At 69.8% G+C, this 21,186-nt stretch carries 25 protein-coding genes; 14 read left to right on the top strand and 11 right to left on the bottom strand.

Annotation, left to right across the window (positions count from 1 at the left end; genetic code table 11):
- Positions 1-14: 14 nt before the first annotated feature.
- The gene (priS, locus tag HZS54_RS18490; RefSeq protein WP_179918542.1) at positions 15-1,175 is read right to left on the bottom strand and encodes a DNA primase small subunit PriS; all 1,161 of its coding nucleotides are present in this window, start codon (positions 1,173-1,175) and stop codon (positions 15-17) included.
- A gap of 101 nt (positions 1,176-1,276) precedes the next feature.
- Here priS and HZS54_RS18485 point away from each other — a divergent pair, with 101 nt between their 5' ends.
- The gene (locus HZS54_RS18485) at positions 1,277-1,963 is read left to right on the top strand and encodes a ZIP family metal transporter (protein ID WP_179918541.1); all 687 of its coding nucleotides are present in this window, start codon (positions 1,277-1,279) and stop codon (positions 1,961-1,963) included.
- A 34-nt stretch (positions 1,964-1,997) separates the two neighbouring features.
- Here the strand turns inward: HZS54_RS18485 and HZS54_RS18480 are convergent, their stop codons facing one another.
- A complete protein-coding gene (locus HZS54_RS18480; RefSeq protein ID WP_179918540.1) occupies positions 1,998-2,483 on the bottom strand; it encodes a GNAT family N-acetyltransferase in 486 nt (161 codons plus the stop codon).
- Between the two features lie 106 nt (positions 2,484-2,589).
- Here HZS54_RS18480 and HZS54_RS18475 point away from each other — a divergent pair, with 106 nt between their 5' ends.
- From HZS54_RS18475 to HZS54_RS18455, 5 genes are all read left to right on the top strand, one after another.
- Complete coding sequence (locus HZS54_RS18475; protein ID WP_179918539.1) at positions 2,590-3,639, top strand: DUF502 domain-containing protein; 1,050 nt, start codon at positions 2,590-2,592, stop codon at positions 3,637-3,639.
- The gene (locus tag HZS54_RS18470; RefSeq protein ID WP_179918538.1) at positions 3,636-4,064 is read left to right on the top strand and encodes an archease; all 429 of its coding nucleotides are present in this window, start codon (positions 3,636-3,638) and stop codon (positions 4,062-4,064) included. Before HZS54_RS18475 ends, HZS54_RS18470 begins: the two co-directional genes overlap by 4 nt.
- Before the next feature lie 70 nt (positions 4,065-4,134).
- On the top strand, positions 4,135-5,226 hold the full coding sequence (locus HZS54_RS18465) for a DoxX family protein (RefSeq protein ID WP_179918537.1): 1,092 nt from the start codon (positions 4,135-4,137) through the stop codon (positions 5,224-5,226).
- Between the two features lie 97 nt (positions 5,227-5,323).
- Complete coding sequence (locus HZS54_RS18460; protein ID WP_179918090.1) at positions 5,324-5,959, top strand: IS6 family transposase; 636 nt, start codon at positions 5,324-5,326, stop codon at positions 5,957-5,959.
- Positions 5,960-6,555: 596 nt separating this feature from the next.
- Complete coding sequence (locus HZS54_RS18455) at positions 6,556-8,019, top strand: RtcB family protein (RefSeq protein ID WP_179918536.1); 1,464 nt, start codon at positions 6,556-6,558, stop codon at positions 8,017-8,019.
- Between the two features lie 41 nt (positions 8,020-8,060).
- On the opposite strand, the gene HZS54_RS18450 is transcribed toward HZS54_RS18455, so the two are convergent.
- Entirely contained in the window at positions 8,061-8,531 is a 471-nt protein-coding gene (locus HZS54_RS18450; protein ID WP_179918535.1) for a type IV pilin domain-containing protein, read from the bottom strand.
- 179 nt (positions 8,532-8,710) lie between these two features.
- Between HZS54_RS18450 and HZS54_RS18445 the strand changes: the two genes are divergently transcribed.
- Together HZS54_RS18445 and HZS54_RS18440 are read left to right on the top strand one after the other, a co-directional pair.
- Positions 8,711-9,562, top strand: coding sequence for an eIF2B alpha/beta/delta subunit family protein (locus HZS54_RS18445; protein ID WP_179918534.1), 852 nt, complete (start codon positions 8,711-8,713; stop codon positions 9,560-9,562).
- A 65-nt stretch (positions 9,563-9,627) separates the two neighbouring features.
- Positions 9,628-9,864, top strand: a complete 237-nt coding sequence (locus tag HZS54_RS18440; protein WP_179918533.1) for a hypothetical protein — start codon at positions 9,628-9,630, stop codon at positions 9,862-9,864.
- A gap of 30 nt (positions 9,865-9,894) precedes the next feature.
- Here HZS54_RS18440 and HZS54_RS18435 read toward each other — a convergent pair whose 3' ends face one another.
- Positions 9,895-10,647, bottom strand: coding sequence for a proteasome assembly chaperone family protein (locus HZS54_RS18435; protein WP_179918532.1), 753 nt, complete (start codon positions 10,645-10,647; stop codon positions 9,895-9,897).
- Positions 10,648-10,756: 109 nt separating this feature from the next.
- Between HZS54_RS18435 and HZS54_RS18430 the strand changes: the two genes are divergently transcribed.
- Entirely contained in the window at positions 10,757-11,866 is a 1,110-nt protein-coding gene (locus HZS54_RS18430; RefSeq protein WP_179918531.1) for a mechanosensitive ion channel family protein, read from the top strand.
- A 27-nt stretch (positions 11,867-11,893) separates the two neighbouring features.
- Here HZS54_RS18430 and HZS54_RS18425 read toward each other — a convergent pair whose 3' ends face one another.
- Entirely contained in the window at positions 11,894-12,295 is a 402-nt protein-coding gene (locus HZS54_RS18425; protein ID WP_179918530.1) for a universal stress protein, read from the bottom strand.
- Between the two features lie 102 nt (positions 12,296-12,397).
- The gene (locus HZS54_RS18420) at positions 12,398-13,753 is read right to left on the bottom strand and encodes a bifunctional metallophosphatase/5'-nucleotidase (protein WP_179918529.1); all 1,356 of its coding nucleotides are present in this window, start codon (positions 13,751-13,753) and stop codon (positions 12,398-12,400) included.
- 159 nt (positions 13,754-13,912) lie between these two features.
- Between HZS54_RS18420 and HZS54_RS18415 the strand changes: the two genes are divergently transcribed.
- The 5 genes from HZS54_RS18415 (at position 13,913) to HZS54_RS18395 (ending at position 16,298) form a co-directional block, all read left to right on the top strand.
- Positions 13,913-14,152, top strand: coding sequence for a DUF5816 domain-containing protein (locus HZS54_RS18415; RefSeq protein WP_135363358.1), 240 nt, complete (start codon positions 13,913-13,915; stop codon positions 14,150-14,152).
- A 159-nt stretch (positions 14,153-14,311) separates the two neighbouring features.
- Complete coding sequence (locus HZS54_RS18410) at positions 14,312-14,620, top strand: DUF7116 family protein (protein ID WP_179918528.1); 309 nt, start codon at positions 14,312-14,314, stop codon at positions 14,618-14,620.
- Between the two features lie 87 nt (positions 14,621-14,707).
- Positions 14,708-15,346 carry a hypothetical protein gene (locus HZS54_RS18405; RefSeq protein ID WP_179918527.1) on the top strand — a complete coding sequence of 213 codons (639 nt, stop codon included), beginning with the start codon at positions 14,708-14,710 and terminating at the stop codon, positions 15,344-15,346.
- On the top strand, positions 15,343-15,996 hold the full coding sequence (locus HZS54_RS18400; protein ID WP_179918526.1) for a DUF2238 domain-containing protein: 654 nt from the start codon (positions 15,343-15,345) through the stop codon (positions 15,994-15,996). The genes HZS54_RS18405 and HZS54_RS18400 overlap by 4 nt, the downstream gene beginning before the upstream one ends.
- Before the next feature lie 101 nt (positions 15,997-16,097).
- Entirely contained in the window at positions 16,098-16,298 is a 201-nt protein-coding gene (locus HZS54_RS18395; RefSeq protein WP_179908464.1) for a dodecin, read from the top strand.
- Here the strand turns inward: HZS54_RS18395 and HZS54_RS18390 are convergent.
- The 5 genes from HZS54_RS18390 to HZS54_RS26095 form a co-directional block, all read right to left on the bottom strand.
- A complete protein-coding gene (locus HZS54_RS18390) occupies positions 16,295-16,666 on the bottom strand; it encodes a HesB/IscA family protein (protein WP_179918525.1) in 372 nt (123 codons plus the stop codon). The two genes, HZS54_RS18395 and HZS54_RS18390, sit on opposite strands and share 4 nt — an antisense overlap.
- A gap of 89 nt (positions 16,667-16,755) precedes the next feature.
- Positions 16,756-17,259, bottom strand: coding sequence for a GNAT family N-acetyltransferase (locus HZS54_RS18385; protein ID WP_179918524.1), 504 nt, complete (start codon positions 17,257-17,259; stop codon positions 16,756-16,758).
- A gap of 81 nt (positions 17,260-17,340) precedes the next feature.
- On the bottom strand, positions 17,341-18,627 hold the full coding sequence (gene hisD, locus HZS54_RS18380) for a histidinol dehydrogenase (protein WP_179918523.1): 1,287 nt from the start codon (positions 18,625-18,627) through the stop codon (positions 17,341-17,343).
- Positions 18,628-18,745: 118 nt separating this feature from the next.
- Positions 18,746-19,900 carry an ArsR/SmtB family transcription factor gene (locus HZS54_RS18375; RefSeq protein WP_179918522.1) on the bottom strand — a complete coding sequence of 385 codons (1,155 nt, stop codon included), beginning with the start codon at positions 19,898-19,900 and terminating at the stop codon, positions 18,746-18,748.
- Positions 19,901-19,993: 93 nt separating this feature from the next.
- Positions 19,994-21,160 carry a J domain-containing protein gene (locus HZS54_RS26095; protein ID WP_218927084.1) on the bottom strand — a complete coding sequence of 389 codons (1,167 nt, stop codon included), beginning with the start codon at positions 21,158-21,160 and terminating at the stop codon, positions 19,994-19,996.
- Positions 21,161-21,186: the final 26 nt, after the last annotated feature.

Genomic DNA, 21,186 nt, shown 5'->3' with positions numbered 1-21,186 from the left:
TCGCGGTTCGGTCCTCATTCTGGTGCCTTCTCGGCGCGACCTCTGGCCATCAGGAACGCGCCGAGGTACTCCGGAACGGAACGGACTCCCGCCTGTAGATTAAAGCTATCGCCACGAAGTTCGACCTCCCCGGGCGTGGTCACCTCGACGTTGATCTCGTGGCCCACGAACGTCTCCGGGACGGCGTCGACCAGCGGATCGAACGCCTCGAGGTCCGCGCGGTCGATGCGGCGCACTTCCAGCGCGCTCCCGCCGTGAAGACTCCCCGGCAGGCGAATGAGGCGGTTCACGTCCGTCGTCACCGGCTCGTCGATGGGCGCGTTCTGCTCGTCGACGACCTCCGCGACGAACGCGTCGAGCAGCGTCCGCAGCCCGACGCCGCCGAGTTCGACGTTGCCGGCCTCCAGCGCCTCGGCGTTGTTCTCCAGGGCGCCGTAGACGGTATCGGCGCGCCCCTCGCCGATGCCGTCGAGTTCCTGCAGTCGCGCCGTCGCCTCGTCGTCGTCCATCGCGAGCAGTTCGTCGACGAACTCGAGGAGGTGCTCGTGGACGCGCCGGCCCCAGCCGCCCCTCGTCTCGACGACCCGCCGGCTGACGCCGCCGCGCATCTCGCTGGTCTGGACGTACTCCTGGTCCAGCCCGATCCCCCGCACGTAGTCGACGATCTCCCGGCGGGCGTCGCTCCCCAGCTCCTGAACCGTCTCGTCGCGGACGTGGACGTGGTAGCCGCGGCCGCCGGAAAAGACGACGGTCATCTCCTCGAAGCCGAAGTCGTCGTCGAGGAAGTCCAGCAGGCGAACGAGCGCGTCCTTGCACTTGGCGAGCATCTCGGCGTAGCTGTCCTCGCCCAGCGTCACCGACGGGAGGTGGTCGGCGTCGAGGTCGAAGACCAGGTCCGAGGAGCGCCAGGTCTTCTCGCCCATGGAGCTCGCGCCGGGGCTCTCGTAGCGGCCGGCGGAGAAGTAGACGTGTTTCGGGCGTTCGCGGGCGAGGAACTCCTCGAGGTTGCCCATGTCGAGCAGCGAGCGGTGGCGGATCATCGTCTCGCCGGGGCCGTCGGTCCAGGGGATGTACCCCCACTCGCGCTCGTTGGCCTCCGGCGGCGGCGACAGCTCCGACCGACGGTAGTGGTCGCCGAACCGCCCCCGGAGGTACGCCCGCGTCTGTTCCTGCACGGCTACCCGGTTTCGGACCGGGCGTGAAAGCGGTTTCGCTCACCGACTGCGTGTCCCGGCCGGCCCGTTTTCCGCCGCGGAGCCGAACGGCGATCCGACGGATGGTCCTCCAGGCCCTCCTGTTCGGGATCGGGACCGCGCTCCCGCTGGTCGCCGGCGCCGCGGTCGGGATCTATCGACCGCCGCCCGGCCGCTGGGTCGGCGCGCTGCTCGCCTTCGCGAGCGGGTCGCTCCTCACCGGCCTCGCGTTCGAACTGTTCGAACCGGCCTTCCGAACCGCGGGACCAGTCCGCACGGCGCTCGCCCTGTTCGCCGGGACCGGCCTGTACGTCGCGGTCAAGTACCGCGTCGGGACCGGCGGTGCCGACGGGCGGGCGCTCCTCGCGGCGGTCGTCTTCGACGGCCTGGCCGAGAACGTCACGCTCGGCGTCGCCCTCGTCGGCGGCCCGGCGGGCGAACCGCTGGCGATCCTCGTCGGCGTCGCCGCGAACAACCTCCCCGAGGCGATCGCCGGCGCGGACGAGATGTCCGAATCCGGTCGGTCACCGGTCAGGACGCTCGTTCTCTGGACGGCGACGGCCGGAGGACTTGCGGGCGCGGTCGTGGTCGGATACGTCGCGTTCGCCGGCGTCGGCGAGACGATTCTGGCGCTCGTCCGGGCTACCGGCGGCGGGGCCGTGCTCGCGTCGCTCGCAGTCGAGATCATGCCGGACGCCTACGACAGCGGCGGCCCGTCGGTCGCGTTCGCGACGGCCGCGGGACTGCTCGTCACGTTCGTCCTCGTCTGACACGGCGTCCGTACCCGGGCCCGACCGCGGCCGGCTACCCGCCGAGCAGTTTCGAGAGGCGGTCGGCCAGCCCTTCCTCCTCGCCGAGTTTGAGGTAGTAGGCGTCGCCGCCGTCCTCGTAGTAGTTGTCGATGCGGCGTTCGATGGAGAAGCCGATGTGCTGGTAGAAGTGGAGGGCGTCGCGGTTGGTCGTCCGGGCGTGGCAGGTCACGGAGCTGTAGTCCTCGGCGACGCGGGCGACCAGCGCCTCGCCGAAGCCCTCCCCCTGGTACTCGGAGTCGACGGCGAGAAAGAGGATGTAGCCGTCGCGGCGGACCGCGGCGAAGCCGACCATCGCGTCGCGGTCGGCGCGGTCGACGAACAGGTAGACGGTCGAGCGCTCGTAGGCGTTCTCGAAGAACCCGCGGCGCTGGCGGAGCACACCGTCCCGGGAGCGGATGCGCTCTTTGAGTTGCCAGGCCTGCTCGACGTGGTCGGCGTCTCCCGGGTCGACGACCCGTCGCTCGACGTTGACGCTCACTAACCGGGGTGTAGCGGGTAAGCCACTATAATTCCATCGGCGTCGACGCGGGCGTCGGGCAGTCTGCGGCCGCAAACCTTTCGGTAGATCCCACGCAGTTGGAAGTATGGTGTTGCTCTCGTCCGGGCTGGCCCCCGACGTCGGCGGGTCGGGGACGACGTTCTCGGAGACGGTCCGGCAGGTGTTCATCACCGGCGCGGCGCTGACCATCCCCATCCTGATCACGGTGATGATCCTCGCGTTCGTCGTCAACTTCATCCTCCAGGCGATCAGCCCGGTCGTCGCCTTCCTCAGCGAGACCTACGGGATCGGCTCGGACCTCTCGCCGCTCGTGATGGAACTGCTCGCGGTCCTGACGTTCGTCACGCTGATATTCGTCATCGGGCTCGTCGCGGAAGCCCGGTCGGGCAACGGCTTCGAGCGCGTGTTCGACACGCTGATGGCCCGTATCCCGGGCATCGGCTCCCTCTACACGAGCTTCAACGAGATGACCGAGCTCCTCATGTCGAACGACGCCGAGAGCTTCCGCGAGGTGAAACTCGTCGAGTTCCCCCGCGAGGGGTCGTACTCCATCGCCTTCGTCACCGCCGAGTCGCCGCCGACCATCGGCGAGACCACCGGCCACGACGACGTGACGACGCTGTTCATGCCGCTGGCCCCGAATCCCGTGATGGGCGGGTACGTCGTCCACGTCTCTTCCGATCGGGTGTACGACGTGGACCTCACGGTGGAGGAAGGCATCCGCTCGATCGTCACCAGCGGCGTCGCGACCGGCGAGCGGGGCGACGACGACCCGCCCGAGGAACTGGTCGACCTGGCGACGATCCGCCAGCAGGCCCGCGACGGCGTCGACGACCTGAGCGCGTGGGGCACCCGCACCGTCGACGACCTGAGCGACATGACCGGCGACGCGGCCGACGACCTCCGGGCGCAGGCCCGCCGGGAGTTCGCCGCGATCCACCCCGACATCGACGAGTCCGAGGTCGACGACGAGGAGGCCGTCCGCCACTACATGCTCGAACAGAGCGGCGAAGCGGCCGAGACCGCGGGCGACCCCGAAGCGGCCGACGGGGCACCGGACGACGAGCCGCCGGCCGACGAGACGGCGGACGACGGCGACCCGGCCGTCGGCGACCCCGCGGGTGGTGACGCGTGAGCTTCGCGCTGCGCGAGCACACCGCCGACGTGGCCGTCGAGGCCACCGGCGAGTCGCTCGACACCGTCTTCGGCGCCGTCGCCGACGGCATGGCCGCGGCCATGTGCGACGAGATCCCGGCCGAGGGCGGCGAGCGCTTCGAGCTGTCCGTCGCCGCCGAGGGGCGCGAACCGCTGCTGTTCGACTACCTCGACGAGCTCATCTACGAGCGCGACGTGCGCGGCGTCCTCCCGGTCGACAACGAGGCCGCGGTATCCGCCCCGCAGTCCGACGACGGAAGCGGCGAGTGGACCCTCTCGGGGTCCGCCCGCGGAATTCCCCTCGACAGCGTCGAGGCGCGGGACCTGAAGGCGGTCACCTACTCCGAGATGGACCTCTCGGAGACGGCCGACGGTTGGCACGCCTACGTCGTCTTCGACGTGTGAGTCGCGCGCTCTCGGGCCGTCCGGGAACGAGAAGATGCCATTTATCCCCGACCGATACCAACCGTCGGGCATGCGCAAACCGGGTGTCAGGCCGGGTCTGAGTCTGCTTCTGGTCGGGTCCGCGCTCGCTGCGTTCGTCGGTCGAGCGAGCGCGCACGTCGACTACGTCACCGACGCGCCGACGGCGACGCGGGACGCGGTCGAGTTCGCCGTCGAGGTGCTCTCCGAGCCGCTGAACCTCGCGCTCGTCGCGGGCGGAACGGTCGGCGTGGTCGGACTCCTGACGGCGCTGTTCTTCGTGCGGCCGACGGTCCCCGACATCGAGGCGCTGCGGACCGCGCTCGCATCCTACCGGGAGTACGTCCCGTGGATGCTGCGGCTGAGTCTCGGTCTGCCGCTCGTCGGCGCCGGGTTCACAGGCTATCTCTTCAGCCCGGCCCTCGAGGTCCAGGCTCGACTGCTTCAGGTCGGGATCGGCTTCCTCCTCCTGTTCGGGCTGGGGACGCGGGCGGTCGCCGTCGCCGGCCTCCTGACGTATCTCGGCGCCTTCGCGTTCAACCCCGAACTCGTCCTGGCGATCGAGTACGTCCCCGGGTTCGTCGCCATCGCTCTCGTCGGCGGCGGACGGCCCAGCGCCGACCACATGCTGAGCGTGGTCGCGGGCACCGCCGGGACCTACTACGGCCGGATCGACCCCGTCGGCGGCGTCGCGGAGCGCTTCGCCCGGCTGAACGGCCCCTACGAGCGCTACGTCGCGACCGTTCTCAGAGTGGGTGTCGGCCTCGCGTTCGCCTACCTCGGGCTCGTCGAGAAGCTCGCCAACCCCTCCCGCGCAGTCCAGGTGGTCTACAGGTACGACCTGACCAGCGTCGTGCCCGTCGACCCCGGCCTGTGGGTGCTCGGCGCCGGCCTCACCGAGATCGGCGTCGGCCTGTTGCTGGTCGTCGGCTACTACACCCGTGGCGCCGCCGCCGTCGCGTTCACCATGCTCGTCATGACCCTGTTCGGTCTGCCCGACGACCCCGTGCTCGCCCACATCACGCTGTTCGGCATGATCTCGGCCATCTTCACGCTCGGCGGCGGCCCCCTCTCGCTCGACGCCTGGCTGAGCGCCTCCGAGGACCGCGAGCGCGAGCGCGACGCCGTTCCGACGGCTGATTGAGTCGCTGTGGAGTGTTCGGAACAAGTAGTTTAGGTAGCGGTGCGGGGTCGTGTTTAGTTAAGCGTGAAAGGTGAGGCGGTGTGATTTCTTGGTGCCTATGCCAGAAATCGCCCGCCTCACCGGTCATAGAGACTGGATAGATTTGGATTTTGTGGAGCGCGAGCGGACACCCGAGCCGGCGATGGCGCTCGGTATTCAATCGCACGTTGCGGGACTGTCGCTGTCGAATACCGTCGAATTGCTCGACTGTCTGGGTGTCCAACGCAGTCGGAAGGCAGTCCACGATTGGGTGCAGAAAGCCGATCTACAGCCCGAATCTGGTCGATCTCCGAATCAAGTCGCGCTTGACGAGACGGTGATTCGGATCAACGATCAGCAGTTCTGGCTGTACGCCGCCGCTGATCCAGCGACGAATGAACTGCTTCACGTCCGCCTCTTTTCAACGACGACGACCGCTCTGACCGAGATCTTCCTGCGCGAACTGCGTCAAAAACACGATGTCGAAACTGCGGTCTTTCTCGTTGATGGGGCTCAACACCTCCAAACCGCACTGCAACGAGCTGGACTCCGATTTCAGATGCGTCGCCACGGAAATCGGAACGCTGTCGAACGGATCTTTCGAGAGCTCAAGCGCCGAACCTCCTCATTTTCAAACTGCTTCAGCCACGTTGAACCGAAAACAGCTGAAAATTGGTTGCAGAGTTTCGCTCGCTGGCACAATGCTGCTAACTAAACACTACCCGGTGCGGTCGGCGCGCGCTGTCGCGGCCTCCGTGCCGCGACGACATCGCGCGAGGGATTCGCGACTCGTGTGTCGCGAATCGGCTGGGGAGGCTCGTGGCTGTCTGCGGTCGCTGTGCGGTCCTGGCGGACTGAAAGGGCGAGGCGCGCTCGCGCCGATAGTCGCCTGAGCGGGCACTATCCGCGCGGGCGGTGCCGAGAGCGCGGATATCCCGCTCAGCGACCGCGAGCGCGGCGAGGGCTTTCATCGCTTGCTGTCTCTGCCGAGTACAGTCGTCACTCCAGCTAGCGAGCGCGGCGAGGGCTTTCATCGCTTGTTGTCTCTGCCGAGTACAGTCGTCACTCCAGCTAGCGAGCGCGGCGAGGGCTTTCATCGCTTGTTGTCTCTGCCGAGTACAGTCGTCACCCCAGCTAGCGAGCGCGGCGAGGGCTTTCATCGCGTGCGGTTCCCGTCGAGTGCGGTCGCTGGCGGTCGCTTTCGTTTCACGACATACTCGCCCGAAACTACTACTCAACTCGCACATCGAACAGAACGTCGATTCACTCGACAGCGAAACCGCTTTCGGCGCGCCCGGCCCACACACAGGTATGACCACGTACGACGCCGACGGCATCACCCTGGAGAAGGTCAGGGACTACGTCTGGGAGATCCCACAGGAGGGCGACATGAACGTCCCCGCGCGCGTCCTCGCCAGCGAGGAACTGTTAGACGAGATCAGCGAGGACAAGACGCTCCAGCAGCTCAAGAACGCGACGCATCTGCCGGGCGTCCGCAAGTACGCCGTCTGCATGCCCGACGGCCATCAGGGCTACGGCTTCCCCGTCGGCGGCGTCGCCGGCATCGACGCGGAGAACGGCTGTATCTCGCCGGGAGCGGTGGGCTACGACATCAACTGCGGCGTCCGCATGATGACGACGAACCTCACCTACGACGACCTGCGGGGTCGCGAGGAGGAACTCGTCGACGCGCTGTTCGCGAACGTGCCGTCGGGGCTGGGCGGCGGCGGCGTCTACGAGGGGTCGATGGACGACGTGGAGGCCATCCTCGACCGCGGGATGGAGTGGGCGCTGGAGGAAGGCTTCGCGGTGCCCGAGGACCTCGAACACTGCGAGGACGAGGGCGTCCGGCCGGACTCGGACCCGAGCAAGGTCTCCCAGAAGGCCAAGGACCGCGGGAAGAACCAGGTCGGCAGCCTCGGCAGCGGCAACCACTTCCTCGAAGTCCAGCGCGTGACGGACGTGTACCGCGAGGACGTGGCCGCGGACTTCGGGCTGGAACCCGACCAGATCGTCGTGCTGATCCACTGCGGCTCTCGGGGGCTGGGCCACCAGGTGTGTACCGACTACCTGCGCGAGATCGAACAGGCCCACAGCGGGCTGCTCTCGCAGTTGCCCGACAAGGAGCTGGCGGCGGCGCCCGCCGGCTCGCAGCTGGCCGAGGACTACTACGGCGCGATGTGCGCGGCGATCAACTTCGCGTGGGTGAACCGCCAGCTCATCATGCACCGCACTCGCGAGGTCTTCGAGAAGGTGTTCGACCGCTCGTGGGAGGCCATGGAGATGGACCTGCTGTACGACGTGGCCCACAACATCGCGAAGAAGGAGACTCACGAGGTCGAGGACGGGGAGGAGCGCGAGGTGTACGTCCACCGGAAGGGCGCGACGCGGGCGTTCCCGGCGGGTCGGCCCGAGGTGCCGCCGGCCTACCGCGACGTGGGCCAGCCGATCCTGATCCCGGGAAGCATGGGCGCGGGGAGTTACGTCCTGCGCGGCGGCGAGGAGTCGCTGACGGAGACGTTCGGGTCGACCGCTCACGGCGCGGGCCGACTGATGAGCCGGACGCAGGCCAAACAGGAGTTCTGGGGCGGGGACGTGCAGGACGACCTGCGCGAGGGCCAACAGGTCTACGTCAAGGCCCAGAGTGGCGCGACGGTCGCCGAGGAGGCGCCAGGCGTCTACAAGGACGTCGACGAGGTCGTCCGCGTCTCGGACGCGCTCGGTATCGGCGACCGCGTCGCGCGCACCTTCCCGGTCTGCAACATCAAGGGGTAGAGAGCGAGAGAGCGGGTCCGAGGGTTGAATCCGCGGTCGGGTCAGGCGGTGCCGTTCCAGTTGTCGAGGACCGTCTCGTTGCCCGCGGGCGGCGCGTGGACGACGGCGATCCGGTCGCCCGGAGAGACCGGGCTGCCGTACGCGTTGCGCCGGCTGAGCTGGACGGTCGACCCCGGGGAGACCGTGCTGTTTTCCGGCGAGTTGGCGAGCGCGCTCCACCGCACCGCCGTCCGGCTGCTCCGGAACGTGATGTTGCCCGCGGTGAAGTTGTCGCCCCGCTCGTGGGTGACGATGAGGACCGACGCGCTATCGAGGTACTGGAACGAGAAGTTCGCGTTCGCCCCCGGGTTCTCCGAACCGGGGTCGACGAGGACGAACAGCCCGACCGAGCCGGTCACGAGCAGCGTGATGGCGACCAGGATCGCGACGCCGGCGAACTCCGAGACGCCGCGGTCGCTCTCCCCGCGGCTACCGCGGTCGGCCCGCTCGCGTCGCCCGTCGCCACCGGTCATGTACTCCCGAAAGCGCGAGCCGGGAGGAAAACACCTTCGGCGAGAGTATCAGAATCGATAGAACCGGGCGGCGGAGTCGCGGTCGGGAAGCGGCCGACCGGGCGCGATCGAGGGGGGCGGTCGGCCTGCCGCGATCGGCAGGGGGAAAGCCTTTGAGCGCGAGCGGCGACGGTTCTAGCATGATAGACGAGACGGTCGAGGAGATAGCGGACATGCAGACGCACAGTTCGTCCGTCGTCGCGGTGAAGGCGGCCGAGGCGCTGCTCGCGCTCACCGAGCGGGAGTATCCGACCGTCGAGGAGTACGTCCGGACGCTCGAACGCAACAGCCACGCGCTCCGCCGGGCCAACCCCTCTCACGCCTCCCTGCAGACCACCCAGCGGGAGATCCTCTCGACCGTCGAGGACGCCGACGCCGACTCCGTCGAATCGGCGAAGGAGACCACCCACGACGCCGTCGAGTCGGTCGTCGACCGCGTCGAGTCCGCCAAGGAACGGGCCGCCGAGCGGGCCGTCGAGTACCTCGAAGACGGGACGACGCTGCTGACCCACGACTACTCATCGACCGTCCTCGAAGCCATCGAGCGGACTGTCGACGCGGGCGCCGAACTCGAGGTGTACTGCACCGAGGCCCGACCGCGCTACCTCGGGCGGAAGATGGTCCGCACCCTGGCCGAGCTCGACGGCGTCGACGCGCACCTGATCGTCGATGGCGCTGCCGGCCACTTCCTCCCGGAGATCGACCAGGTCGTCGTCGGGATGGACTGCATCGTCGAGGACACCCTCTACAACCGTATCGGCACCTACCCGCTGGCCGCGACCGCGAGCGACGTGGGGGTGCCCGTCCGCGTCGTCGGCGCCGAGGCGAAGGTCGTCACCGGCGGGTTCGCCTTCGAGAACGAACACCGCTCGGTCAGCGAAGTCATCCGCGAGCCCGCCGACGGGTTCGCCGTCGAGAACCCCGCCTACGACGCGACGCCCACGCGCCTGCTCGACGCCGCGATCACCGACGAGCGGGTCCACGAGTTCTGAGTCACCGCCGGTGTGACCCAACCCATTAGTAGCTGGTAGCTGAACGGCACGTGGAGACAACTTCGATGGGAATTCTGGATTCGTTCGGAGCGCTCGTCGGGAGTATCGTCGCGTCGCTCGTACTGCTGGTGTTCGCCATCCTCAGCTTCTTCGTCACGGTGTTCATCGTCGACGTCGGAGCGGGACTGGCGGGCTACTCGCCGGGCGGAGACTTCGTCGCGCTCTCGGCGGCCATCCTGGCCGCGGGCGCGATCGTCGCCGGCGCGTCGCCGATGGCCGGCACCGGCGGTGACACCGAGTAATCGAGGCCCGGAGACCCGGGAGGCGACCGCCTACATGTACATGCGGTCCTCCGGCTGTTGCTCCTCGCGAGCCTGCTCGATGCGCTCCGCCAGGTCCTGGTAGTGGCGCTGGATGTCGGAGGCGAACGACTCCATGGGCCCGGTGTCGACGCCGAGGTCGTACACGTCGTCGACCGTCTCGACGAGCCGCAGGGCCGCCTCGGCGTCGGGCGCCTGCGGTTGCGCGTGGGCAGGAGTGGCGTAGACGCACGCTCGCAGCGGCGAATCGATCCCGCGGGCGAGCACGCTCGCCTTGACGCCGTCGGTGAACCCGGTCGCCATCGGCGGCACGTCGGCGTCTTCGAGCCGTGCCCGCCGGTAATCGTCGGTCGCGACGTAGAACGTGCGGTGGTCCTCCTCCGCGTGGGGCATCTGGACGCCCGAGAGGACGACCGTCTCGGAGATGTCCGCGTCGGCGGTCCACGAGAGGAGCGCGTCGCTGAACGACCGGGCCCCCGTCGCCGGGACGAACAGTTCGCTCACGAGTACGACGACCGGGACGGAGTCCGCGGAGAACAGCCGGACCGGGTGGCGCGGCGCCCCCTCGTCGAAGGGCGTGATCGTCGGCAGGTCCGGCGCGGTCACGTGCCCCACGGGTTCGAGGCCCAGTTGCTGGACCAGATAGTCCACCGCGGTCAGACCGGCGAGACCGAACTCCGAGAACCCGGCTATCAGCGCCTCGCCCCCGGTGTCGCCCGTGTCGTGGATCTCGAACGTCGGGTTCGCCGTCGACTGTGGCTCCATACGGGCGCTACGGCCACGAGTCACAAGTCGGTTTTCCGTCCTCGGCCGCGTCGACGCCCGGGCTGCCTGTGACACAACCCTTTTTGCCGGCTACGGTGGACACCATGCCATGCTCCAGTGGGCGCGGGCGCTGTCGGTCGCCGTCGGCCAGACGGCGACGCCCTCGGACGGGACCGCGACGCCCGGCGGCACGGCGACCGCCGGGAACGCGAGCGTCCCCGGCACCGAGACGGCTCTCTCGTGGCTCCCCGACTGGATAGTGCAGATCCTCGACATCACGCCGACGCCGGTGATCCAGCTCGTCCAGTCGCTGGTCGTCGTCGCGCTCGCGTACCTCCTCTCGCAGTTGCTCGTCAGGCTGCTCGGTCGGCGGATCGCCCGTCGGTTCCGCCGGCCGAGCCTCACCCGGACGGCCCTCCGCGGGATCCGGGGGATCGTCTTCCTGTTCGCGGTACTGACGATCATGGGCATCTACGGCTACGAACTGTCCGACCTGACGCTGTCGGTCGCCGTCTTCTCGGCGGTGATCGGTGTCATCCTCGCGCCGATCGTCGGGAGCGTCATCGGCGGCGTCTTCCTGCTGGCCGACCAGCCCTACGAGATCGGCGACATGATCGAACTCGCCGACCGCAACCAGCGGGGGTTCGTCGAGGACATCACGCTCCGGTACACCAAGGTTTTCACGCTCGACAACACCTTCATCGTCATCCCGAACGGGACGATGCGCGAGCGCGACGTGATCAACTACTCCGCCGAGGACACCCGGACCCGGCAGTCGCTCGACGTGCTGGTCACCTACGAGAGCGACGTGGCGCGCGCGCGGCAACTGGTCGAGGACGCGGCCCGGAACGTCGACGGCGTCGTGAGCGGCGGCCCGCAGATCCGCGTCGGCGCCGCCCGCTACCCGGCCGGGCCGACCTGCTACATCGACGAGTTCGGCGACCACGGGATCAACCTCCGGCTGCGCTACTGGGTCGAGGAACCCTACTGGCTGTTGCGGATCCGCTCGCGTATCCAGACTAGCTTCGACGAGGCGATCACCGACGAGGGCGTGGAGATCGCCTACCCCCACCAGCACCACGTCTTCGACGAGACGAGCGGCGAGATGCAGGTCGGCGTCGCCGACCGGCCGACCGGCCAGCGACCGCCGGGGGACCCGACCGACCGACCGGACGAGTCGACTACCGACGGTGACGGTGACGGAGCCGGAGACGGGTGACCGTGAGAAAGGTTGCGCGTCCGTCCGTCAGCGCTCGGCGGTGACCACGTCGCAGTCCAGTTCCTCGCGCAGGAACGTCTCGATGTCGGGGTCGTCGACCAGTCGGCGGATCATCCGGCGCCAGCGGCCGGCCTGTTTCTTGCCGATGACGACGATGTCGGCGTTCTCGGCGACGATCTCGTCGAGCAGCGTCTCCTCGACGAGCAGCCCCTGGCGGACGACGTAGCGGGTGTCGGGCACCCGGCCGAACTCGCGCTCGACGGCGTCTTTCAGGTCGCGCCGGGTGGGCTGGTGGTTGTCCTGGTACTGGTTGACGTGGAGCACGGTGAGCTGGCCGCCGCGCTCCTCGACGATCTCGATGGCCCGGGCGAGCGTCGCCCTGGAGTGTTCCGAGAGCGGGTAGCGGACCGGGACGACGACCTGCGTCATCGCAGGAAGGTTCTCGGCCCCACCGCCTGAAGCTTTCCATTGGGCTCGCCGAGCCGGCGGTCCCGTGGTGTCGGTGTGGGCCGGTCGGTCGCGGGCCGCCGCTCACTCCGCGGCGACCGCGTCGGGGATCCGCCCCTCCAGCCGCGGGTCGACCCCGGACTCGCGGGCGTACTCGACGACGACCTCGTACTGGAGGTCGTAGCGCTCGACCGCGTGCGCCTCCGTCAGCGTCGGGAACTCCAGGTCGGTGATCAGAACGTAGTTCGGGACCGCGACGGTGTAGCGCTCGTCGGGCTCGACGGGGTCGCCGCCGACGTACGGTTCGTAGCCGCCGTTCTCGGCGGCGACGCGCATGCCGCTGACGTGGCCGTACCAGTAGTCGTTCAGCCCGTCGACGGCGCGGCCGTCGGCCTCGGCGACGACCGACCGGAGCTCCCGCCCGGTGACCGAGGCGACGACGACCGGCTCCTCGAACGGGCTGACGCTGATCAGGTCGGCGACGGTCACGTCGCCCGAGAGGGGCGGTCCCTCCCGGATCCCGCCGCCGTTCTGGAGCGCCACGTCGGCGCCGGTCTTCCAGCGGTAGGCGTCGGCGACGAAGTTGCCCAGCCGCCACTCGCCGCCGAGCCGGCGCTCGCGGTCCCGCGAGAGCGGCTCCTCGACGTGGGCGACCACCTCGTCGAGGTCGTTCGCCGCGACCCGCTCGCGGAGCGCGGCCGCGACGGCGGGGTCGGGCTCGGCCGTCGCGGTGTCGTGGCAGGTCACGTCGCCGGTGTCGAGGTCGACCTCGTAGACGTATCCCCCGGTCGCGCCCGGGCGGGTGAACGGTGTGCCGTCGATAGCGGTCGCGTGCTGGTGGTGCGAGTGGCCGGCGAGCACGGCGTCGACCCCGGTATCGGCGGCGATCGCGCGGGCGTCGTCGTCGTTCGTGTGCGCGAGCGCGACGACGCGGTCGGCGCCCGCCTCGCGGAGTCGAGGCTCCGTTCGGGCCACCGCGTCGACCGGGTCTTCGAAGTCCAGCGCGTCGGTGCCGGGCGTCATCTCCGTCGTGGCGGGGTCGAGCACGCCGACGACACCGACCGTCGCGTCGGCCAGATCGACGAGGACGCCTGACTTGATGCCCACCTCGGCGCCGAAACGCTCGCCGTCGAGGGCGACGTTCGCGAGCGTCCACTGCTGGGGGGAGTCCGCGACGATACTCCGGAGTGCGTCGAAGCCGTGGTCGAAATCGTGGTTGCCGACCGTCTCGACGTGGGGATCGACCGCCTCGAAGAACTCCAGCGACTGGCGTCCGTCGGTGACCAGCGAGAGGACGCCGGGGCCCGTGTCGTCGCCCGAGCCCGCCACGAGCGCGTCGGGGCCGCGCCGGTCGGCGAGCAGGCCGGCGACGCGGGCGACCCGCTCGGGCGTGTCGTAGGCGTTCTCGACGTCGGAGTAGTGGAGGAGGCGGGGCGACATCCGTCGGATCGTGGTCTCCGCGGGGCATATCGTCTTCGGTGGCGGGTCGGCCGATCACGCGCCGGCCAGCACGGCGCGAGCGACGGCGGGTCCGCCCGCCGCTCGGTCGCTCCTGCCACGGACGGAAGGACTTTGGGCCGCGTGGCCCTCTCTCCGCACATGGAGACGAAGACCGGTCCCGACGCGGAGACGCTGTACGTCGACACCGAGGACGCCGAGCGCGGGGCGGAGGGCCCCTTCTTCGTCGTCTACCGGACGCCCGACCGGGAGCGCCGCTGGGGCTACTTCTGCGGCAACTGCGACTCCTTCCGCACCGCGATGGACTCGATGGGACGGATCAAGTGCAACGACTGCGGCAACCTCAAGAAACCCGACGAGTGGGACGCGGCCCACGAGTGACGCCGACCGGCGGACTCCCGCGGACGCGTGCGTCTCGCGTCCGGCGGATCGCCGACCCCCCGTAATACGCCGCTACCGGCCGATAGGGACGTGTCCACCCCCTCGGATCCCGTGAACCGTAGGAACATTTATACCGGGTCCCGCGGTATCGTGACACGAATGAGGGCTGTTACCAAGCACCTCGACGAGAAGGCCCGGTCGATCTTCGCAGACCTCGGATACACGGTGACCGACAGCGGCGGCGAGTACCTCGCCGAGCGGAAGTGGCGGAGCGTCCACGTCACACCGGCCGAGGAGTTCGACGAGACGCCCGACTCGGGCGAGTACCGGTGTTTCGTCGCCTGGTCCGAGGACGTATCGGAGCTTGAGCGGCGTCTCGAAGCCGCCGACCCGGACTACGAGTGGGCGATCATGGGCGTCGACGAGGACGGGGAGTACGAGGTCGCCTGCCACCGCAACGCGGCCTGACGGGCCACCGAAACGTCGTTATCCCGTCATTTCTGACCCGAGAGAGCCGTCAGCGTTTCAATGGTGGAGTCGCATCAGGCAATAGAGATGGCACAGAGGGACCTCGGCGAACTGCTGACCGACACCCGCGTCAACGCGGGCGTCGGGTGGGCGCTGGTCGGCGTGTTCGGGTTAGTGACCGTCGAGAGCGCGTTGGGCGGTGATTTCCTGTGGGCGGCGTTCGCCGCGATCGTCGGCCTCGTCGTGGCGCTGCCCGCGCTGGTGCGGGCTAACCCGCGGGCGATGGCGCCCGCGGAGGTCGTCCTCCTGGCCGGCCTCCCGGTCGTAGGCCGCGCGGTCGCGACCGTTCAGGTGACCAGCACCGTGGCGGTCTACCTGTCGATCGCCGCGTTCGCGCTGCTGGTGGCCGTGAACCTCCACCTGTTCACGCCCGTCGAGATGAGTATCGGCTTCGCTGTCCTGTTCGTCGTCGTCACGACGCTGGCCGCGGCGGGCCTGTGGGCGCTGGCTCGCTGGGGGTCGGACGTTCACCTCGGGACGACGCTGCTGCTCGACCCCGGTCCCGACGGCGTGCTCAGCGACGCCGACTTCGACCAGATCGAACACGAACTCATGGTCGAGTTCGTCGCGTCGGGCATCGCCGGCCTCGTCGCCGGCCTCGTCTTCCAGGTGTACGTCCGGCGGCGGGCGACTGTCGTCGACCGGATTGAGGGGGGCGCAGTATGAGGATCCGCGACCGCCTCGGCATCTCGACGCGCCGCCAGCGCCAGCTCACCTGGCTGATGGAGCTGATCATGCTCGGCGTCTTCCTCTACGGCGTCTGGAAGGTGAACGTCAAGATCATCGCCAACGCCGGCGTGGCGCTGCTCATCGCCCAGCTCGTCCCGGTCCTCGAACGGGACTACGGCGTCCCGCTCGACGCCGGGCTGACGCTGTGGATCACCAGCGCCGTCTTCCTCCACGCCTTCGGGACGATCGGCACCGGCGGGGAGAGCTTCTACGTCTCGATCCCCTGGTGGGACCACATGACCCACGCGCTGTCGTCGTCCGTCATCGCGGGCGTCGGCTACGCGACCGTCCGCGCGCTCGACGAGCACTCCGACAACGTCAGCCTCCCGCCCCGGTTCATCTTCGTCTTCATCCTCCTGTTCACCCTCGCGTACGGCGTCTTCTGGGAGATCCTCGAGTTCGGTATCGGCCAGGCCGCCGCCCTGCTTGGGACCGAATCCGTCCTCACCCAGTACGGGCTGGAGGACTCGCTGTGGGACCTCGTCTACAACACGCTCGGCGCCGTCGTCGTCGCGACCTGGGGGACCGCCCACCTCAACGGGATCTCCGAGTACATCCAGGACCGACTCGACCGCAGGGCGGCCTGACCTCGAACGGGATCGACCGCCTCCGCGACCGTCCGCGCGACTCGCGCGGCTCTGTCACCCGGCCGAACCTTTTGTACCGGGCGACCGTATCGCACACTGCGATGGTTTTCAAGAAGATAACGCTGATCGGAACCAGCACCGAGAGCTTCGACGAGGCGGTCGACGACGCCGTCGACCGCGCCGAAGCGACGCTCCAGAACGTGAAATGGATCGAAGTCGAGGAGATGGGCGTCGAAGTCGCCAGCGTCGAGGACCGGGAGTACCAGGCCGAGGTCGAGGTGGCGTTCGAGCTGGAGGACTAGGTCCGGAAGCTCTCGCCGCAGCCGCACTCGCTGACGACGTTGGGGTTCTGGACGTGGAACCCCTCGCCCTGTAGTCCGCCCTCGAAGTCCAGCACCGACCCCTCGACGTAGTCGATGCTCGCCGGGTCGACGAACACGCGCAGCCCGTGGTGTTCGTGGACGGTGTCGTCGTCGTCGGGCTCGAACTCGAAGCGCATCCCGTAGGACAGCCCCGCGCAGCCGCCCTGTTGGACGAACAGTCGCAGCCCGGACACGTCGGTGTCCATGTCCTCGTCCTCCAGCAGCGAGACGGCCTCCTCGGCGGCCGCCTCCGTGACCTCGATGCCCTCCTCGCCCGGGTCGGGGTCGGCCTCCGTCGTGGAACTCATGGGCATAGGTTCCGTCCCGAACGTGTTAACCCTGACGGCGAGCGAACCGCGGGCGCCGGGTCGGCCCGACCGCCGAACGGTCCGGCGGGCTACAGCCGCTTCTGGAAGACGTACTCGGTCGCGACCGTGCCCTCGAAGTCGGTCTCCTGTTCGTCGACGCGCTCGAAGCCGATGGCCTCGTAGAAGGCGATGCCGCGGTCGTTGTCGGCCAGCACCTCCGCCTCGTAGGCGGTCACGTCGCGGTCGTACAGCGCCTGCTCGACCTCCGCGAGGAGGTTCCGGGCGACCCCCTCGCGCCAGTGGTCGGGGTCGACGTAGAGCCGGTACACCTGGTGGACCCGCCGCGGCGGGTGCGGACCGGCGTGGGCGTAGCCGACGACCTCGCCGTCGACGGCGGCGACGAAGAAGTCCTGGGCCTCGTGTTCGACGCCGGCCTCGATGGCCTCGTCCTCGTACCACTCGTCGAGCATCGTCTCGACCGTCTCCTCGCCGAGGATGTCGTCGTAGGCGGCGTGCCACGCGTCGTCGGCGACCCGCTGGATGCCGGCCACGTCGCCGACGTTCGCCGGGCGATAGCGCACGTCTGCTGTCATGCACGACCGAACGGCGCTATCGCAGAAAGACCTGACGACCCGCGTCGGCGACGCGCCCGCGGGGTCGCCGGTAGCCGGACGTTACTCCCCGGCGTCGTCGGCTTCGAAGCGCGCGTCGACGCTGTGGGCGTGAGCCTCCAGTCCCTCGGCGTTCGCGAGCGTCGTGACGGTGTCGCGCAGGTCGCCCAGGGAGTCCTCGGAGAGACGCTGGACGGTCGTCGACCGCAGGAAGGTGTCGACGGAGAGCCCGCCGGTCACGCGGGCCTTGCCGTTGGTCGGGAGGACGTGGTTGGTCCCCGTGGCGTAGTCGCCGGCCGCGACCGGGCTGTAGGGGCCGAGGAAGGCGCTGCCGGCGCTGGGGATGCGGTCGAGCAGCGCCTCGGCGTCGTCGGCCTGGATCGAGAGGTGCTCGGGCGCGTACTCCTCGGCGAACAGCACCGCCTCGGGCATCGACCGCGCGAGGAAGACGCCGCTGGCGTCCCGGTCGAGCGCCGCGCGGATCGTCTCCTCGCGGTCCCGACCGCTCGCGTGGTCGTCGACGGCCGCGGCGACGGCGTCGGCGGTCGCCTCGTCGTCGGTGACGGCGACGACGGAGCTCGTCTCCCCGTGTTCGGCCTGCGCGACGAGATCCGCCGCCACGAGCGACGGGTCGGCCGTCTCGTCGGCGACGACGAGCACCTCGCTCGGCCCCGCGAGGAAGTCGATCTCCACGTCGCCGCGGACCTCGGCCTTGGCGGCGGTGACCCACTGGTTGCCGGGGCCGACGACCTTCTGGACGGCGTTTATCGTCTCGGTCCCGTAGGCGAGCGCGGCGACGGCCTGGGCGCCGCCGACCTGATAGACCGCGTCGGCGCCGGCGATATCGACGGCCGCCAGCGTCACCGGGTTGATCTCCTCGGCGGGCGGCGTCGCGACGGCGACGTGCTCGACGCCCGCGACGACCGCCGGGATCACGCCCATCAGCACGCTGGAGGGGTACGCCGCCGTCCCGCCGGGGGCGTAGACGCCGACGGTGTCGAGCGGCCGGAAGCGCCGGCCGAGCTCGCGGCCGTCGAACTCCTCCGTCCAGTCCTCGGGCAGCTGTCGCTCGTGGAACTCGCGGATGTTGGCCGCCGCGTCCTCGATGGCCGCGCGGGTCTCGTCGTCGATCGCTTCGGTCGCGCGCTCGACGCGGTCGGTCACGTCGATGTTGCCGACCTCGACGCCGTCGATCTCCCGCGAGAGCTCCCGGAGCGCGGCGTCGCCCTCCGACCGCACGCGGTCGACGATGTCGCGAGCGTCGTCGCGGACGGCGTCGACCCCCGCGTCGCGGTCGAACAGCGCGGCCCGCTCTTCGGGGTCCAGCGCGTCCACTCGTCGCACGTTCATACCGAGCCCTTGCCGCGACTGGCCCATACGACTTGCTATCGCGGCCGGCCGGTACCGCTGACCGGTGCCGCCGAAGCGGTCGCCGGGAGCGACCGACCGGTCGAACCGCGTCGCGCCGTCACCCTTGGACGTACCACCAGGCGGTGACGACGAGGAGCATGAACAGCCCGCCGAGGAAGAAGGCGACCGCGGGGTCGGCCAGTAGCGCGTCGCCGCTCCCGGCGACCTGACGGGCGCCGTCGACCGTCTCCGCCGGGACCTGCGTGGCGGTGTCGAGGGTGATCGTCCCCGAGTCCATGCCCGTCTCGGTCGGCGTCGGCGAGGGCGGCTCCGTCGTCGTGGGGGTCGGCTGGGGCGTCGCCGTCTGCGTCGCGGTGGGCGTCGTCGTCGCCGTCGGCGTGGCCGTCGGAGCGGGCGTGGCCGACGGCGTCGCTGCGGGCGTGGGCGTCCCGGCGGGTGTCGGAGAAGGTGTGCCAGCAGGCGTCGGTGACGGAGTGCCCGCGGGCGTCGGCGTGGCGGACGGCACCTCCGTCGCGGCCGGCGTCGACTGCGTCGCGGTCGCAGGGTCGGGCGTCGGGCTCGCGGTTCCCCCACCGGCGTCCGTCGCCGTGTCCTCGCCGCCGAAGATACCGATGTCGCCGCCCTCGGTCGTCGACGTCACCGCGTCGTCTCCCGGTTCCGGACCGCCGCCGTCGCCGCCCGAGGCGCCGTCACCGCCGTCACCACCGCTCGCACCGTCGCTGCCACCGCCGTCGCCGCCGTCGCCAGCGCCGCGCTCGCCGCCGGACTGCGAGCCCATCCCGAACGAGACGCCGTAGTCGCCGAGGCTCGCGCCGGACTCGCCGAACAGCCGTCGAACCGCGAGGCTCGCGACGGCGAGGAGCCCGACGGAGCCGAGCAGGCGCGTCAGCGCGGTCTTCAGCCGCGAGCGGTCGTGTTCCCGGCCGGCGAAGAGGACGAGCGCCTCGCTGGCCGGCGCGTAGATGGTCATCTCCGTGCCCTTCTCGGAGTAGCCCTCGCCGGCGGGCTGGATCAGCTCGGCGTCCTCCAGGCGCTCGACGTGGTAATGGACGTTCTGAAGCGACGTGCCCACCTCGTCACGGATCTCCGGCGGCGTCTTCGGTTCCTCGTACAGCGTCGCCAGGATCTTCCGCGCGGTGTCCGACGAGAGCGCGGACAGCGCCTCCTCGGTCGCCTCGTCGTCGAGGTCGAGGACTCGCGGCTCGTCGGGCGTCCGCGTCGGCTCCGACTTGAACGGCAGCAGACGACCCATTGCCCTAGCACAGATGGCCGACCATAATGGGTTTTCGCAAAAGACAAAAATCCGTTTGAAGCTCGGACCGCGCGCAGAGCCACCCAGCGTCCGCTATCGGTAGAGCCGCGAGAGTATGTGCAACGACGACAGAACCACCGCGACCCCCACTTCGCCGATCAGTACGAACAGCAACGCGACCGACCGCTCGGCCGGCGGCAGGACGACGGTGTAGACGTACCAGCCGGTCCCGACCGCCAGCGAGAGGAACAGAGCGTGAACCAGGACCCACGGCCCGAGCCGGCGGAGCGCGGCGAGCGCGCGCCGGGTCACCGACCGCGACGACCGTCCGGGGCTCGGGCGGTCCTCGGTGACCCCCCAGAAACTGGTCGTGGCGTACGAGCCTGACGACCGCCCGCGCCGCGTCCCGTCGGTCGCCGTCCCGCCGCTCGCGCGGCGACGCCGTCGGCCCCCGGAGTCCGTCCCCCGATCCGCTACGCCCGCCCTCGCTGTCCCGCTCTTCGCCCTCCCCGATTCCGTCCCGCTCTTCGCCGTCTCAGACGCCGTCGCGCCGGAACCGCCCGTCTCGGTGTCGTCACCGCTCGGTGCTCCGTCGCCGTTCGACGGTTCGCCACTCGCCGATCGTTCACCGCCGTTCGGCGCTTCGCTGTCGCCGGGTCCGGTCGAATCCGACGACCCGGGACCGACGCCCGAACCCGTCGACCGGGAGGACTTCGACCGGCGCGCGCCGTCGGTCCGCGTCCGCCCGCCCGTTCCCCGTCGACTCCCGCGGTCCGACGACGACCGACGGTTCGCCTCCGTTCGTCCGGCCCAGGTCCCGCTCGATCCCCGGGACGACCGGTCGGTCCCGTCGCGGGTCCGACGCCGACCGACACCCGAGTCGCGAGTACGACGCCGGCCGGCCGCCGCGTCGTCGGCGTCGTCGGCGTCGCCCGCCCCGCCGCGGGAGTCAGCCGCCCCGGTCGTCGATCCGTGGGCCGACGACGCACTCGAGTCCGGCGACGACTCGGTCGCCCAGAGCGTCGAGTCGGCGTGAGAACTGACGTACGCTCGATGGCCGAGACGGTCGTACCTGGCGCGCTCGGCCGCGTCGAGGAGCGTCTCCTTCGCGGCGGTCAACCGCTTGAACCGGTCGGCCGCGTCGGGCTCCGAGCTCACGTCCGGGTGGTGCTCCTTGACGCGCTCGCGGTAGGCAGCGCGGATCGCCTCCTCGTCGGCGTCGGGTCCCACCCCGAGGACGCCGTAGAACGTCCTGTTCATGCACCCAGTGACCGTTTCGCCCCGTT

The organism is Halosimplex pelagicum, from assembly GCF_013415905.1.
GTDB lineage: Archaea > Halobacteriota > Halobacteria > Halobacteriales > Haloarculaceae > Halosimplex > Halosimplex pelagicum.
The sequence above is the reverse complement of the archived record's forward strand: the minus strand, read 5'-3'. Positions and strand labels throughout refer to the sequence as shown.